Consider the following 15,915-nt stretch of genomic DNA (forward strand, 5'->3'; position numbering starts at 1 on the left):
CCGGATTCGCTGACAATCCTCATGAGACTGTGACGTCTCGGGCGGCGCCGCACCTCCCGGCTTCGTAGATACTGAGCAGAGCGACAGCGCGGTATGTCCAGGCCGGGAGGGGCAAGCGGCACACCACGCTTATGGGGGGCTTTGATCATGGACCCGATGAACCGGGGACCGGAAGATTCCAGCCAGGACCAGCGCGACGGGGGAGTGGACGGCGGGGCACGACAGGGGCCGCCCCGTGACCCTTCCCCCCGTACTCCCGCGGGCTCTCCGCCGCGACCGAGCAGGGGAGAGCCCGATGCGGCCGACTTCAGCCGGCTGCCGCCCGCACCCGCCCGCGCCGTGCAACTCGTCAGTGGCGAACACCTGCTGACCGTCAATCCCGTCGACGGCAGCGAGATCGAACCCTGCCCGCCCGGCGAGCGCCCGGACCGGCCCGCGAAGTACGACGCCACGGAGCGGGCGGCGCTCGCCCGCGCCGCCAAGCCGCCGCTGCCACCCGGCCCCGCCCAGCCCCAACTGCCGCTCCTGGAGCGACAGGAGGAGCGCGAGCGCCTGGTACGACTCCTGGCGCGCGGCCGCTCCGTACGGCTCACGGGGCCCGCGGGAGCCGGGCGCACGGCGCTGCTCGACCAGGTCACCGAGGACTGCGCCGACCTGGCGCCCGACGGAGTCGTCCGCCTCAGCGGCCACCGGCGCTCCGTCGAGGACCTGCTGTACGCCCTGTTCGCCGCGGTCCACCACGCGCCGCTGCACCGCCCCGACCGGGCGCTGCTGCTGGAGATCGTCCACGAGATCGGCGCCGTCGTCGTCCTCGACGACCTGGAGTTCGGCGGCGCCGCGCTCGACGAACTCCTCGAAGCGACGCCCGAGTGCGCCTTCCTGCTGTCCGCGACGCCCGACGTGCCCGCGCCGTCCCCGGACTCGCACGTCGAGGAGGTCTTCCTCGCCGGGCTCGGCCGCGGCGGCGCCCAGGATCTCCTCGAGCGGTCCGTCGGCCGGGTGCTCACCGACGAGGAGGCGCAGTGGGCCGCCGACCTCTGGTTCGAGTCCGAGGGCCTGCCGCTCCGCTTCGTCCAGGCCGGGGCCCTGCTCCGGCAGCGCGACCAACTCCGCACCGACCCGGCGGCCTTCGACGCCTTCGGCTACTACGAGGGTCCCGACGCGGCCCCCGTCGACGCGCCCTTCGGCGCCGACGGGCACGACGTGCCGCTGCCCTCGCTCGCCGAGGCCGCCGCGCCCGCCGCGCTGCTCGCGTCCCGGCTCGGCGCGTCCGCGCGCGCCACGCTGGAGTTCGCGGTCGCGCTCGGCGGCGAGATCCCGCACCAGGCGCATCTGCCGGCCCTCGTCGGCGACACGCACGCCGACGCCGCCCTCTCCGAACTCGTCTCCTGCGCGCTCGTCACCCCGGTCGGCGGCCGCTACCGCCTCGCCGCGGGCGTGCTCCGGCAGTTGCGGTCCGCCGGCTACGACAGCGACGCCGCGGGACGCGGGCGCACCGCCGCCCAGCACTACGCCTGGTGGGCCGCGCACCCGTCGGTGGGGCCCGAGCGGGTCACCGCCGAGTCCGACGCGCTGCTCGCAGCGCTCGCGGCGACGGCCGGGACCGACGGGCTCGTGGCCGGGGAACTGGCCCGCGCCGCCGCGCCCGCCCTCGCCGCCGGACTCGCCTGGAGCGCGTGGGAGCGCGCCCTCAGGGTCGGACTCGAAGCGACGCGCTCCACGGGGGAGGTGGCCGAAGAGGCCTACTTCCACCACGAGTTGGGCATCCTCGCGCTCCTCGGCGGGCAGCTCGACCGGGCCCGTGTGGAGCTGGAGGCCTCCATCGCGCTGCGCGGCGCCGTCGCCGACAAGCGCGGCACGATCGCCGGACGCCGGGCCCTCGCCCTGGTCGCCGACCGCTCGGGCGGCGTGCTGCCCGGTGGGCGCACGGCGGCCGGAGAAGAGGTCCCGGACGCGATGTACGAGGAGTCGGCCTCGCCGCCCGGCGGCGTCCCCGCGCAGGCGCCCGAAGAGCCGGACGAGGACGACACCTTGGTGACCCGTCAGGGCTCTCCGTCGGCCCCGCCCACTCCGACCTTCGCCGGCGGCAGGGCGCCCTCGCGCAAGTCGGTGGCCGGCGGCGCCCGGCGCAACATGGTGGCGGCGGGCGCGGGCGCGCTGCTCGCGGCGGTCCTCGGCACGGTCGTCACGCTCGGCGCCACGTCGGGCAACGACGACCCGCCGTCGAACAAGGTCGACACGAATCCGTCGGCCACGGCGGGGGAGAGCGGCGGGGACCTCGGCGCCGACAAGGCGGGCGGCGGCGGTGGCGGATCGAGCGCGACGCCGAGCGACCCCGGCGCGGACGGCGTGCCGGGCACGGCGGACGACCCGACGCCGTCGAGCGGCGCCACCGGCACTCCGTCGGACGGACCGAGCGGATCGAAGACACCGGACGGCCCGACGAAGTCGCCGGGCAAGTCGCCCACGAAGTCGCCGAGCAAGCCGCCGACCACGTCCCCGTCGAGGCCGCCCACGACACCGCCGACGACCAGGCCGCCGACGACCACGCCTCCGCCGGACCCGACCACCACGCCACCGACGACCCCGACGACGACTCCGGACACGTCCGACACGGCGAGCGGCCCGATCACGACGACACCGGGCTCGCCGAGCGGGGTCATGTGAGTCGGTAAGGGCGGGATTGTGCAAGCCCCGCCGGCGATTGAGGCGCGGGGTCCGGGGCGGCGCCCCGAGACGTCAACCCCGGACCACCGCAGCCCTCAGAAGAGCCGCAACTTGTCGTCCTCGATGCCCCGAAGCGCGTTGTAGTCCAGCACGGCGCAACCGATACCCCGGTCGGTCGCAAGCACTCGCGCCTGCGGCTTGATCTCCTGCGCCGCGAAGATGCCCTTCACCGGGGCGAGGTGCGGATCGCGGTTCAACAGCTCCAGGTAGCGCGTGAGTTGCTCGACTCCGTCGATCTCACCGCGGCGCTTGATCTCGACGGCGACGGTCCCCCCGTCGGCGTCCCGGCACAGGATGTCGACGGGGCCGATCGCCGTCATGTACTCGCGGCGAATGAGCGAGTAGCCCTCGCCGAGCGTGTCGATGCGGTCGGCGAGCAGCTCCTGGAGGTGGGCCTCGACGCCGTCCTTGATGAGGCCGGGGTCCACGCCGAGCTCGTGCGAGGAGTCGTGGAGGATTTCCTCCATCGTGATGATGAGCTTCTCGCCCGCCTTGTTGACGACCGTCCACTTGCCTTCTTCGTCGCCGGTGCCCTCCTTCAGGGTGCACGGCGGCGACATCCAGTTCAGGGGCTTGTAGGCACGGTCGTCCGCGTGGATCGAGACGCTGCCGTCCGCCTTCACGAGGATGAGGCGGGGTGCCGACGGGAGATGGGCGGTGAGCCGGCCCGCGTAGTCCACGGAGCAACGGGCGATGACGAGACGCATGGTCGGCAACGCTACTCGACCACCAATGGTCCATGCACTTCGCCCTAGTAAGCGTGCGTTCGCCATTGGCCGGTTGTGTGCGAACGAATACCCCTACGCCCTGTTGCCGGTCGGACACGTTGCCTACCGTAGATGCAGGAGGTCGCGGCGCGTGCACGCTGCGTGTCCATGGGCCCGTGCGTGCCGTGGACTTCTGCCCTGTCCGTCAACCCCCGCTCCCCGGGGGTGCGAGAGGAGAACCCATGTCGCTCGACGTCTCACCGGCACTGTTGGAACAGGCCGAGCGAGGCGAGGTTGACGAAAAGGATTTCGTCGACTGCGTCCGGACCTCCCTGCCTTACGCATGGGAGATGATCAGCTCCCTGGTGGCTCAGCTGAAGGTCGACGGCGGAGCATTCGCCGACAACCAGACGCCGCCCCCGGACGAGCAGGCACGTGGACAGCTTCTGCGTGCGCTCGCGAGTGACGCGATACGTGGCGCGCTGCAGCGGCACTTCGGTGTCCGGCTTGCGTTCCAGAACTGCCACCGGATCGCGGTGTTCCCGCAGGACCCGGCGGTGGACGAGACGCTCGCCCGCTTCACCTCGGCCCGCAATCAGCTGCTCAACCAGTCACCGGAACTTCGTGACTGCTGAGGGCTGAGGGTGTAACAACCTTGCCCGCCGCCCCGTATGCGGGAGGTGCATCTGTACGGGGCGGTGGGCGCCGAGGTGAAGTCGTGGCGAGGTCAGTCCAGTTGAGGCAGTACCTCGGCGCCGAGGCGCCGCACGTTCTCTTCCGTGGCCGTGAGGTCCCCCGAGCCCTCGACGAGCAGGGCGAAGCGGGTGATCCCCGTCCGCTCCGACGTGGCCGCCAGCCGGTCCGCGCACAACTGCGGGGTGCCGACCGGGTGCAGGGAGCACAGCAACTCCGTGTAAGCATGCGGGTCGCGCATCGCCCGCGCTCTGCCGTCGACCGTCACATGGGCGTCAAGCCCCTGCTTCAGCCAGCCCGGCATCGCCTTCAGGAGTGTCTCCCCGGCCTCCGACTCGCTGTCACCGATCTGGGCGACACCCGCGGACACGTGCGCCGCCGAGAGGATCTCCTCGCCCGAGCGGCCCGCCTCGCGCGCGCAGCGCCGCCACAGGCCGACCATCTCCGCCTTCTCCTCGTCCCCGATGTGCATGCCGAGCAGCATCGGCAGGCCCCGCTCGGCGGCGAGCCGCACGGTCTTCGGTGACGTACAGGCGACGACCACTTCCGGCCCTTCCCGGCCCGCTTCGCCGACCGCCCCGCCGAGGGCCTCCGCCGGGCGCGGTACGACCGGTACCTCCCGGAAGGCGAACCGCTCGCCGGTGCCCCCGACACGCTCGTCCCGCAGCCATCGCAGCAGCAGGTCGAGGGATTCCGGGAACCCCTCCTCGTACGACTCCAGGCCCGCCCCGAAGACCTCCAGGTCCACCCAGGGGCCGCCCCTGCCGACGCCGAGCGAGAACCGGCCGCCCGACGTGACGTGCAGCAGCGCCGCCTGCTCGCCGAGGGCCACCGGGTGCGCGGTCGGCAGCACACTGACCGCCGTGCCGACCCGCAGCGTGTTCGTGCGGCCGAGCAGCAGCGCGGCCAGCGTGACGGCCGAGGGACACGTCCCGTACGGCACGAAGTGGTGCTCGGCGAGCCATGCCGAGTCGAGCCCGGCCTCCTCGGCGACCTCGGCGGACCGCACCGCGCGGTGCAGTGCCTCTCCCTGCCCCTGACCCGGAAACTGGGCGGCCAGTACAAACGTTCCTACACGCATCGCACTCCTGCCTTCCTTGGCGCCGACGCGGGCATTCCCCCTAAAGGCAATAACGTTTGGCAAGTGCCAAAGACACGGCGTCCCAAGAAGATTGGCGGATTTTCCGGCAAGTCTTGACGCGTGGCACGGCCGGCTGTCTTTCAGGTGCTCCCCGGCTGTCGGCGTAGGCTGGACACGACCGCCTGCTCCGTATCGACGTCCCGAGGTGAGACGTGTCTCCGCGCCGCAACCGCCCCAAAGCAGGCGGATCGTCCAGCAGCAGTGAGGATGTGGGGAGGCGCTACGGCGGGTTCCAGTTCTCCGAGAGCTGGCAGGGCGAGCAGTGGAGCGTGCGCCATGTGGCGGGCGCGAGCGCCGTCGGAAAGACGTACCGCTGCCCCGGCTGCGACCAGGAGATCGCCTCCGGGGTCGCACATGTCGTCGCCTGGCCCGAGTACGGGGGAGTGGACGACCGGCGGCACTGGCACAAGGCGTGCTGGAACGCGAAGGACCGCCGCACCACGAAGGTGCAGCGGTCCAGGAACGCGCCGCGGTACTGACGTACCGCGCCCCGCTCACACGTCGCGGTTCTGCAGCGTCAGGAACGCGCCGCCGAGCGCCACGGCGGTGATCGCCGCCATGATCCACAGCGGCTGCCAGCCCGTCGGGCCCGATCCCGCGGTCACCGAGTTGTCGTAGAGCACCGCGAGTTGGCTGGGGACCGAGTACTCCAGCAGCGCCTGCTGAAGGTCCTTGAGCGACTCCGAGAACATGAAGATCGCCATGACCAGCGGCAGCAGCACGATGCCGACCATGATGGTGATCGCGCCCGCCGAGTGCCGGACGAGCGTGCCGACGGCGAGACCGAGCAGGCCGAGCAGCGCGACGAACAGGCCGACGCCGAACGTCGCCTTGATCAGCGTGCCGGTCTCCGGCGAGTCCACGCCCACGATGCCCATCTGGAGCGCGCCGACGAGCGCGGCGCACACCGTGGTCAGCACCGTGACGAGGACGAAGAAGACGATCGCCTTGGCGGCGAGCACCCGGCTCCGGCTGGAACAGGCCGTCATCGTCGTACGGATCATTCCGGTGCCGTACTCGGAGGCGATGGTCAGGACGCCGAGGGTCATCACGCAGATGGTGCCGAGCAGCGTGCCGAAGAAGCCGAGGCCGAGCACCTGGTTGCCGCTAGGCGCCGGTCCGTCGTCGGAGGCGACCACGGCGGCCGAGGCGAGACCGATGCCGACCATCAGCACGATCATCACGCCCAGCGTCCACATCGTGGAGCGCACGGAGCGGATCTTCGTCCACTCCGAGACCAGCGCGTCGCCGAGGTGGGCCTTGCGGATCGGGATCGGCGAGGCGTACGAGGCGCCGGGTGCGGTGAGGGGCTGGGGCGGCGTGCTCATCGGGCGTCCTTGTCCATCGGCGGGGCGGTCGGGCTCGGGGCGGCCGGCGGGGCCGGCGGGGCGACCGGGGCCGCGTACGGGTTCTGGTCCACGACCGGCTGCTGGGCCGGGGCCTGGGGCGGCGGCGGGGCGTACCAGCCCGGCTGGTCCTGGCCCGGCACCGGCATCTGGGCGGGCGGCACCATGCCGGGTGGCAGCGGCTCCTGGAAGCCCGCACGCTGGTCCGCGGTCGAGCGGTAGTCGACGGCGCCCTGCGTCATCCGCATGTACGCCTCCTCCAGCGAGGCCTGGTGCGGCGACAGCTCCCACAGCCGTACGTCCGCGCCGTGCGCGAGATCGCTGATGCGCGGCAGCGGCAGGCCCGTGACCCGCAGCCCGCCGTCCTGCTCGGGCAGCACCTGGCCGCCCGCCTCGGTCAGCGCGGCGGTCAGCTTCTCGCGCTGCTGCGGCTCGCTGTCCGGCGTACGGACCCGGGCGAAGCCGGCGGAGTTGTGCGCGATGAAGTCCTTGACGCTCATGTCGGAGAGCAGCTGTCCGCGTCCGATGACGATCAGGTGCTCGGCGGTGAGCGCCATCTCGCTCATCAGGTGGGAGGAGACGAAGACGGTCCGCCCCTCGGAGGCGAGCTGCTTCATCAGGTTCCTGACCCAGAGGATGCCCTCGGGGTCGAGACCGTTGACCGGCTCGTCGAAGAGCAGCACCTGCGGGTCGCCGAGGAGCGCCGCGGCGATGCCGAGCCGCTGGCCCATGCCGAGCGAGAACCCCTTGGAGCGCCGCTTCGCGACGTCCTGCAGCCCGACGACGCCGAGCACCTCGTCGACCCGGCGGGCCGGGATGCCGGAGAGCTGGGCGAGGCTCAGCAGGTGGCTGCGGGCGGTCCTGCCGCCGTGCACGGCCTTCGCGTCGAGCAGCGCGCCCACGTGGCGCGGCGCGTTCGGCAGCTTGCTGTACGGGTAGCCGCCGATGGTCACACGGCCTGCGGTCGGCTGGTCGAGGCCGAGGATCATGCGCATCGTCGTGGACTTGCCCGAGCCGTTCGGCCCGAGGAACCCGGTCACGGTCCCCGGCCGTACTTGGAAGGAAAGGTTGTACACGGCTGTCTTCGCGCCGTAGCGCTTCGTCAGGCCGACTGCCTCGATCATTCTCCGCACCCATCGGAAGGTTCTGAGAGTTTCAGGACGTCGGGGCAGACGCCCCCGTAAGGGTTAGGAGCGTATACGGGCGCTGACGGTTCCGGCCAAGAGTGAGCAAAGGGTCAGGCGGGGCCGGAGGGGACGGTTCCGGCCGTGTGCAGGAGCCGGGTGCCCTCCTCGCGCACGGCGGGGGAGGCGGCGGCGCGGCGCACCCAGTCCCGTGGAGTGGGCCCGAGCAGCGCGGCCAGCTCCGTGGAGGCCGCCATGAGGGCGCTCAGGAGGCCCGCCTGGTCGCCGCCGCCGGGTCGTGGGGCTCTGGTGGCCGGGTCGACGAGAACGCCGTGCTCGCCGACGTACATCTGCAGACCGGGCACGGGTGCGCCGGGGACGGCGGTCCTGCGGTAGTTCGGCAGCTCCGTGGCGTCGACCGCCTTCAGCTGGGCCGCGTCGAGCCAGGACACGACGAGGGTGCGCTCGGCCCGCGGATCCGGGTAGGGGGCGACGGCGACGTATCCGTTGCGGCCGATGTGCGCGGAGCAGCCGACGCCGATGCCGCGGGTGCGGACCGGCACCATCGGCACGGCGACCGGCAGACCGAGCTTCCTCAGCTTGTGGGCGACCTGGGCGGGGGCCGCGTTGGAGCCGACGGCGAGGACGGGGGTGCGGTCCGCGGCCCAGCGGGGCAGCTCGCGCTCCACGTCGAGGTCGAGGAGCTCGTCGTCCATGAGGAGGGCCGGGGCGGTGACCGGGCGGCCGGGGTAGCTGAGCGGGCTGAGGGCGGGGACGGTGTCGTAGCCGAGGGCGGCGAGGGTGCGGCCGGGGTCGATGAGCGCCATGGGGCCGCAGGCTAGGGCAGGGGTGGACGGCTGTTCCAGGCGGCCCGTCTACGCGTCCCGCTTCTTCAGCAGCACGTATCCGACGATCAGGGCCACGGCCACCCACACCAGCAGGATCGCGAGCCCGCCTCCCGGACCGTACGGCGAGTCGTCGTTCGGCGGCGTCACCACCTGCATGATCTTCGTGCCCGCCTGGTCGGGGAAGTACTGGGCGACCTTCTTCGTCGCCGAGACGCTGCCGAGGATCGGCGACACCAGGAAGAAGAACGGCATCAGGATGCCGAGCGCGAGCATGGGGGAGCGGAGCACCGCGGCGATGCCCATGGAGAACATCGTCATCAGCGTCATGTAGACGGCGGCTCCGAACACCGCGCGCAGCACGTTCGGGGCGCCGATGTCCGTGCTGTGGTCGCCGAGCATCAGCTGGCCGAGGAAGAACGACGCGAAGCTGATCACCAGCGAGACGGCGAGCGCCAGCAGCGCCGCGACCAGGATCTTGGAGAACAGGAACGTGCCGCGCTGCGGGACCGCCGCCAGCGAGGTGCGGATCATGCCCGTGCTGTACTCGCTCGCGACCACGAGGACCCCGAAGACCAGCATCGCGAGCTGGCCGAGGGTGAGGCCGGAGAAGGAGATGAAGGTCGGGTCGAAGGTCAGCTTGTCCCCGGTCGACATCTTGTCGAACTCGTTGCCGGTGAAGGCGCTGATCAGCATGCCGAGTCCGACGGAGACGACGACGGCGAGGCCGAGGGTGAGGGCCGTCGAGTTCACCGATTTGATCTTGGTCCACTCGGAGCGGAGGACCTGGGCCGCGGCCATCTCAGGCGCCCTTCTCTCGGTTCGGGTCCTGCGCTTGGTTCCAGCTCGCGCCCCAGCCGGACTGCTGCGGGTTCTGCGGGGGCTGCGGGGCTTGCGGGGTCTGTGGGTTCTGCGGGCCTTGCGGATTCTGGGGTGCCTGCTGGTCCGGTGCGGACGAGTGCGCGTGGTACTCCACCGACTCCGCCGTCAGCTGCATGAACGCCTCTTCCAGGGAGGCCTGCTGCGGGCTCAGTTCGTGCAGGACGAGCTGGTGGCTCGCGGCGAGCTCGCCGAGCTCCTCGGCGGAGTGGCCGTCCACCTCCAGGGCGCCGCCGGACTCCACGACCGTGATGCCGGACCGGTGCAGCACGTCGAGCAGGCGCTCGCGCTGCGGCGAGCGCAGTCGGACGTACGAGCGTGAGTTCTGCCGGATGAACTCCGGCATCGACATGTCGGCCAGGAGGTGCCCCTGCCCGATGACGACCAAGTGGTCCGCGGTGAGCGCCATTTCGCTCATCAGGTGGGAGGAGACGAAGACCGTGCGGCCCGCCGCCGCGAGGGACTTCATCAGGTTGCGGATCCAGTGGATGCCCTCGGGGTCGAGTCCGTTGACCGGCTCGTCGAACATCAGGATCTGCGGGTCGCCGAGCAGCGCGCCCGCGATGCCGAGCCGCTGACCCATGCCGAGGGAGAAGCCCTTGGCCTTCTTGCGGGACACGGCCGTGAGGCCGACGGTGTCCAGCACCTCGTTCACCCGGCTCTTGGGGATGCCGTTGGACTGCGCCAGGCACAGGAGGTGGTTGTAGGCGCTGCGGCCACCGTGCATCGCCTTCGCGTCGAGCAGGGCGCCGATGTAGCGCAGGGGGTCCTTCAGCTGGGAGTAGTGCTTGCCGTCGATGCGGACGTCGCCCGCCGTCGGGTTGTCCAGGCCCAGCATCATCCGCATGGTGGTGGACTTGCCCGCGCCGTTGGGGCCGAGGAAGCCGGTGACGATTCCTGGCCGGACGGAGAAGGTGAGGTCGTCCACGGCCGTCTTCTCGCCGTATCGCTTGGTCAGCCCCGAGAGCTCGATCATGCAGCCACGCTAAAACGGGTCATAGGGGTCGGCCACTCAAGTGGGGCCGGGCTTGATCTTTCAAGCCCCTGCGGCGATTGAGCAGCGGGGTCCGGGGTGGAGCCCCGTGGCGGGGCACGGTGCAGCAAGACGCCCCCTGCGGGACCCGGGCGGGGCTCGCAGGGGGCGACGGGTAGAACCGCGGCTAGCGGGACTGCTGGGCCGGAACTCCTCGGGAGACCGGCTCGTCCTCCGCCGGGGCGCCTGCGGCGGCCACCGCCGCGCCCGTGAGCGTCGCCAGCATTTCGCGGACGTTCGTCAGCTGGGCGTTGATCGAGTCGCGGCGGTTGGTGAGGGCCGCGAGCTCGCGCTCGGATTCGCTGCGGATACGGTCCGCCTTGGCGTTCGCGTCCGCCACGATGTCCTCGGCCTGGCGCTGGGCCGTCTCGACCGTCTGGCGCGCGCGGCGCTCGGCGTCCGTGCGGAGCTTCTCGGCCTCGAGGCGGAGCTGCTCGGCGCGGTGCTCGATCTCGGCGAGGCGCTTCTCGGCCTTGGCCTGACGGGAGGCCAGGTCGCGCTCGGACTGCTCGCGGCGCTTGGCCAGGTTCGTCTCGAAGTCGGCGGCGGCCTGGGCGGCCTTGGCGCGCGTCTCCTCGAAGAGGGCGTCCGCCTCCTCGCGCTTGGACTGCGCGTCCTTCTGCGCCTCGGTGCGCAGCGCGGTGGCCTCGCCCTTCGCCTTCTCGACGATCCGAACGCCCTCGTCCTCGGCCTTGGCCTTGCGCTCGGCGGCGAAGGACTCCGCGTCGTTGCGCACCTGCTGGGCCGCGGACTCGGCGAGCTCCCGGTGCTGCTCGGCGGCCCTGCGGGCCTCTTCGCGCAGGTCCTTGGCCTCCTCCTCGGCGAGGCGGAGAATCTTCTCGACGCGGGCGCCGAGGCCGGCGTACGACGGCTCCGCGTCGTTCACCTGTGCCTGAGCGTTCTGCGTCTCGAGGTGGAGTTCCTCGATGCGCTTTTCCAGAGCAGTGATGCGAGCGAGAGCGCTGTCACGGTCGGAGACGAGCTTGGAGATCCGTTCGTCCACCTGAGCGCGGTCGTACCCACGCCGCACAAGCTCGAAGCCGTAGGGGGAAGTGTCGCTCATGGGGTTCCTGTCGAATGAGACCGGTGAGGTGATAGGGGGAATCCTAGGGGGCGTAGCGGCGTGTCATCGGGCAGATGTCGTATTGATCAGCCTTCGGCTCTAGAATGTCACCCCTTTTGAGTGGCGTAGGGACGGAGTGCTTGCCAGGAACCGGGACCAAGGTCCTTGGTGAGCACGGTTGTTGGCCGAATGGCTAGCCCTCCGAGCTCTTGCCACTCGAACGTGTGGCACCTGCCGCGGCCCCCGCCTTGACGCCGCCGTCCTTGCCTCCCCCGCCGGACGGAGCCTCAAAACTCTCCAACGCCTCCAGTACGTCCTGGACACGGGAGATTTCGGCATTGATGTCCTCGCGACGCCTGACCAGCACGTCGAGCTCCCGCTGGCCCTTCTCGAGCATAGCGGTCGCTTCTTCCTCCGCGTCCGCCTTGATCTTGTCCGCCTCGCGGGACAGCTCGGTCTTCTTCTGCTCGGCCTCCTTGAGCAGGCCCTCGGCCTTCTTCACGGCGGCGATACGGACCTTGCCGGCCTCCGAATTCGCGTCGCTCAGCATCTCCTTGGCCTTGGCCTGCGCCTCGGACAGCTGCTCCTCCGCGGCCTTGACCAGGGCGTCGCAGCGCTCGCCCGCGCTCTTCATGGCCTCCGCGGACTCGCGGCGCGCGTGCTCGTGCAACTCCTCGATCTCGGCGGTGATCCGGTCGCGCAGCTCCTCGGCGCGCTCCCGGATCTGCGTCGCGTCCCTGCGGGCGCCGACGAGCAACTCGTCCGCGTCCGTACGGGACTTCTCGACGATCGAATTGCCCTCGACGGTCGCCTCCGAGACCAGGCGCTCGGCCTCCGTGCGGGCCGCGCCGACCATCGTGTCGGCCTGCGACTCCGCGTCGGCGGTCGTCTTCTGCGCCGTCTCCTGCGCCTCGCGCGTCAGCTTGTCGGCCTCGGTCGCGGACTCCGTGATCAGCTTGTCGACCTGCTCGGCGGCCTCCGTACGCCGCTTGTTGGCGTCCTTGCGGGCCTCGTCCAGGGTGCGCTCGGCCTCCTCGCGGGCGGCCGCCGTGATGCTCTCGGCCTCCGCCGCGGCGTCCGCCTTGACGCGCTCGGCGTCGCTGCGGATCCGCTCGGCGTGCTGCTGCGCGGACGTGACCGTCTCGGCGGCCTCGGCGCGCAGCCGCTCCGCGTCGCCGGACGCGTCCGAGATCAGCTTCTCGGCCTTGGCGACGGACTCGGCCCGTACGCGCTCGGCCTCGGCCTGCGTCTCGCTGGTCAACTGCTCGGCGGCGGCCGTCGATTCGGCGCGCAGCCGCTCGGCCTCCGCGGTCGCGTCGCCGACGAGCTTCTCGGCCTTCGCCGTGGACTCGGCGGTCAGCCGCTCGGCCTCGCTGGTGGCGTCGCCCACCAACTGCTCGGCCCGCGCCGTGGACTCGGAACGGACCCGCTCCGCCTCCGCGTTGGTCTCCGTCGTCAGGCGCTCGGCCTCGGTGGTCGCCTCGGTGATCAGCGTGTCGGCCTGCTCGGCCGCGTCGGAGCGGATCCGGTTGGCGTCCTCGCGGGCGTCGGCGCGGGTGCGCGAGGCGTCCTGGTCGGCGGCCGTCCGCAGGTCGGAGGCCTCCGTGCGGACCTGCTGCGCGTGCTCGGACGCCTCCGTGCGCAGCCGCTCCGCCTCCGTGAAGGCCTCCGAGACGGTGCGCTCCGCCATGGCCTTGGCGGCCTCCGCCTCGGCGGTGGCGTCGGCCCGGACCCGGTTCGCGTCCTCGGTGGCGCGCTCCCGCTCCGCGTAGGCGTCGGAGCGGACCCGGTCGGCCTCCTCCTGCGCCTCCGTCCTGGTGCGCTCCGCGGCGTGCTCGGCGGCGCTGCGCAGCCCGGTGATCTCCTCCTGGGCCTGCTCGTGCAGACCGGCCACGGAGTCGCGCACCTGCTGAGCCGTCTGCTCGGCGGTGGAGACCATCTCGGTCGACCGCCGGTCGGCCTCCTCGACCAGGCGTACGGCCTCGGCCTGTGCCTCCTCGACGCGGGCGCGCGCCACGGCGAGCAGTTCCTCGCTCTGCTCGCGGGCCCGCTCGCGCTCCTGCTCGGCCTCCTCGCGCGCGCTGCCGAGCGTCTCCTCGGCCTCGCGACGGCGCCGCGCCGCCTCGTCCTGCGCGGCGGCCAGCGTCTCGGCGGCCTCGGCGGCGATCCGCTCGGCGGCCGTCCGCGCCTCGGCGCGGGTCCGGTCGGCGGACTCCTGCGCCTCCGTCTTGAGGCGCTCGGCCTCGGTGGCGGCCTCGGTGCGCATCCGCACAGCCGCGTTCTCGGCCTCGGAGCGGCTCGTCGAGGCGTCGGCCGCGGCCTCCGTACGAAGGCGCTCGGCCTCCGTCTCGGCCTGCGCCTGCACCGTACGGGCGCGCTCGGCGGCCTCCGCGCGCAGCCGGTCGGCCTCCTCCGAGGCCTCGCGGCGCAGCGTCTCGCCCTGCTCCCGCGCCTCGTTCAGCGCCGTCTCCGCCGAGGTCAGACGCTCCTCGGCCTCCGTGTGCAGGCGGGTCAGCTCCCGGGCCGCCTCCTCCTGCTTGGTCTCCATGGCGCGCTCGGCGGCGTCCTTGAGCTCCTGCGCCGCGCGCTCCGCGTCGGACCGGGTGGTCTCGGCCTGCTCCTCGGCCTCGGTGCGGTACCGCTCGGCCTCCGCGCGCGTGCGCTCCAGCGTCTCCTCGGCCTGCTTGCGCAGCGACGTGGCCCGCTCGATGGCCTCGGTGCGGACGCGCTCGCTCTCCGTCGTCGCGTCGCCGCGCAGCTCGTCGGCGTCGGCCTTCGCCTTGGCGAGCAGCTGCTCGGCGGTGCTGGCCGACTCCTCGATCTGCTGGACGGCCTCGCGGCGGGCCTCCGCCCGGATCCGCTCGCCCTCCTCGACGGCCTCGGCCCGCAGCTGCTCGGCCTCGCCGCGCAGGCGGCGTGCCTCCTCCTGGAGCTCGACGGTCTTGGCGCGGTACTCCTTGGTGTCGTCCTTGGCCGCGCCCTTGAGCTCCGTGGCCAGGTCGTGCGCCTCGGCGCGCAGCCGGTCCGCCTCGGCCTCGGCCTCGGCGCGGATCCGCTCGGCGTCGTCGGCCGCCGCCTTCGTCGTCGTCTTCGCTTCCTCGGACGCCTTGTTGAGCACGTCCTCCGCGGTGCGCGCGGCCTTCGCGAGCTCGCCCGCCGTCTCCTCGGCGGTGACCGTACGGGCCTTCTCCTTGGCCTCCGCGATCAGCTTCTCGCCCTCGGCGCGCGCGTCGGCGACGAGCTGCTCGGCCTCCGCCTTGGTGGCCTCGGCCTCCTTGGTGGCCTCACCCACCAGGCGGGCCACCTGCTCCTTGGCGGTGCGGGTGCGCTGCTCGTTGGTCGACTCGGCGCCGGCGAGCTGCTTGGCCGCGGCGTCCTTCGCCTCCGCGAGCACCTTCTCGGCCTCGGCGCGGGCCTCGCGCAGCGCGCTGTCCGCCTCGGCGATCTTCTGCTCGGCGGCCCGGCTCAGCTCGCCGGACCTGCGGCGGGCCTGCTCGGACTCCTCGCTCGTCGACGTGCGCAGCTGCTCGGCGTGGTCGGTGGCCTCCTGGGCCTGCGTCGACGCGGCGTTCAGCAGGCGCTCGGCGTCCTGGCGGGCGCGGGCCAGGATCGACTGCGCCTCGGAGCGCGCCTCCTCGGCCTCGGAGGTGAGGCGCTGGCGGGCCTGCTCGGCGACGCGCTCGGCCTCGGTGCGGGCGGCGGCGAGCGCCTGGTCGGCCTCGGCGCGGGACTCGTCGAGGAGGCGGCGGGCCTGCTGCTCGGTGCGGGCGCGCAGCTGCTCGGCCCACTGCACGTTCTCGTTGACGTGCGTCTCGACCGTGCGGCGGCGCTCCGCGAGCTCCTGGTCGAGCTGCTGACGGCGGTTGACGGCCTCCGTGTGCAGCTCGGACTGGAGCCGGGACTGCTGCTCGGCGTGCTCCTGGAGGATGCGCTGGGTCTGCGCGCGGGCGTCGCGCAGCTCGCGCTCGGCATCGGCGCGCAGCTGGTCGGCCTGGAGCTGCGCGTTACGGAGGAGCTGCTCGGCCTGGTAGCCGAGGTCCGCGCTGTCGTAGGCAGGCCGGGTCGCGAGGCTGCGGCGCGCCTCGTGCAGCTTGGCGCGCAACACCTCCACCTGGTAGCCGAGGTCCTCGGCGTGCTGGACGGCCTTCTCCCGCTCGGTCTTCAGCCGATCCATCTCGGCTTCGAACCGCGAGAGATGGTCGGTCTCAGCCGGCCGACGGCCGTCCTGGCTCTCATAGCCCCGCACTGCGCGGTCCCATCCGTCCCCTGGTCGCAAGTTCTTCTTACGAGCCCCGCCCATTCCGCGAACGAGGCCCCCGGGGAATGGTGTCAGATCGAACCAGCCGGTGCCGTCGGA

Annotated in this window: 12 protein-coding genes; 3 read left to right on the forward strand and 9 right to left on the reverse strand. The window is 72.3% G+C overall.

Annotated features, from left to right (window positions below; translation table 11 throughout):
* The first annotated feature begins 147 nt into the window (after positions 1 to 147).
* Positions 148 to 2,667 carry an ATP-binding protein gene (locus ACY34M_RS29805; protein ID WP_462721424.1) on the forward strand — a complete coding sequence of 840 codons (2,520 nt, stop codon included), beginning with the start codon at positions 148 to 150 and terminating at the stop codon, positions 2,665 to 2,667.
* 95 nt (positions 2,668 to 2,762) lie between these two features.
* Here ACY34M_RS29805 and nucS read toward each other — a convergent pair whose 3' ends face one another.
* Positions 2,763 to 3,434 carry an endonuclease NucS gene (gene nucS, locus ACY34M_RS29810; RefSeq protein ID WP_462721425.1) on the reverse strand — a complete coding sequence of 224 codons (672 nt, stop codon included), beginning with the start codon at positions 3,432 to 3,434 and terminating at the stop codon, positions 2,763 to 2,765.
* Between the two features lie 242 nt (positions 3,435 to 3,676).
* Between nucS and ACY34M_RS29815 the strand changes: the two genes are divergently transcribed.
* The gene (locus ACY34M_RS29815) at positions 3,677 to 4,069 is read left to right on the forward strand and encodes an SCO5389 family protein (RefSeq protein ID WP_462721426.1); all 393 of its coding nucleotides are present in this window, start codon (positions 3,677 to 3,679) and stop codon (positions 4,067 to 4,069) included.
* Between the two features lie 92 nt (positions 4,070 to 4,161).
* On the opposite strand, the gene ACY34M_RS29820 is transcribed toward ACY34M_RS29815, so the two are convergent.
* Positions 4,162 to 5,208 carry an LLM class flavin-dependent oxidoreductase gene (locus ACY34M_RS29820; RefSeq protein WP_462721427.1) on the reverse strand — a complete coding sequence of 349 codons (1,047 nt, stop codon included), beginning with the start codon at positions 5,206 to 5,208 and terminating at the stop codon, positions 4,162 to 4,164.
* 212 nt (positions 5,209 to 5,420) lie between these two features.
* Between ACY34M_RS29820 and ACY34M_RS29825 the strand changes: the two genes are divergently transcribed.
* Entirely contained in the window at positions 5,421 to 5,747 is a 327-nt protein-coding gene (locus ACY34M_RS29825; protein ID WP_462721428.1) for an ATP/GTP-binding protein, read from the forward strand.
* A 15-nt stretch (positions 5,748 to 5,762) separates the two neighbouring features.
* Here ACY34M_RS29825 and ACY34M_RS29830 read toward each other — a convergent pair whose 3' ends face one another.
* From ACY34M_RS29830 to scy, 7 genes are all read right to left on the reverse strand, one after another.
* Entirely contained in the window at positions 5,763 to 6,596 is an 834-nt protein-coding gene (locus ACY34M_RS29830) for an ABC transporter permease subunit (protein ID WP_462721429.1), read from the reverse strand.
* Positions 6,593 to 7,738, reverse strand: coding sequence for an ABC transporter ATP-binding protein (locus ACY34M_RS29835; RefSeq protein ID WP_462721430.1), 1,146 nt, complete (start codon positions 7,736 to 7,738; stop codon positions 6,593 to 6,595). The genes ACY34M_RS29830 and ACY34M_RS29835 overlap by 4 nt, the downstream gene beginning before the upstream one ends.
* Before the next feature lie 113 nt (positions 7,739 to 7,851).
* Positions 7,852 to 8,565: a hypothetical protein gene (locus tag ACY34M_RS29840; protein ID WP_462721431.1), complete on the reverse strand. Its 714-nt coding sequence runs from the start codon at positions 8,563 to 8,565 to the stop codon at positions 7,852 to 7,854.
* 48 nt (positions 8,566 to 8,613) lie between these two features.
* Entirely contained in the window at positions 8,614 to 9,384 is a 771-nt protein-coding gene (locus ACY34M_RS29845; protein ID WP_462721432.1) for an ABC transporter permease subunit, read from the reverse strand.
* A 1-nt stretch (position 9,385) separates the two neighbouring features.
* A complete protein-coding gene (locus tag ACY34M_RS29850; RefSeq protein WP_462721433.1) occupies positions 9,386 to 10,438 on the reverse strand; it encodes an ABC transporter ATP-binding protein in 1,053 nt (350 codons plus the stop codon).
* Between the two features lie 184 nt (positions 10,439 to 10,622).
* Positions 10,623 to 11,558 carry a coiled-coil domain-containing protein gene (locus ACY34M_RS29855; protein ID WP_356373919.1) on the reverse strand — a complete coding sequence of 312 codons (936 nt, stop codon included), beginning with the start codon at positions 11,556 to 11,558 and terminating at the stop codon, positions 10,623 to 10,625.
* 193 nt (positions 11,559 to 11,751) lie between these two features.
* Entirely contained in the window at positions 11,752 to 15,804 is a 4,053-nt protein-coding gene (scy, locus tag ACY34M_RS29860; protein ID WP_462721434.1) for a polarized growth protein Scy, read from the reverse strand.
* Positions 15,805 to 15,915 lie beyond the last annotated feature (111 nt).

The sequence above is a fragment of the Streptomyces sp. EDA2-14 genome (assembly GCF_054963755.1).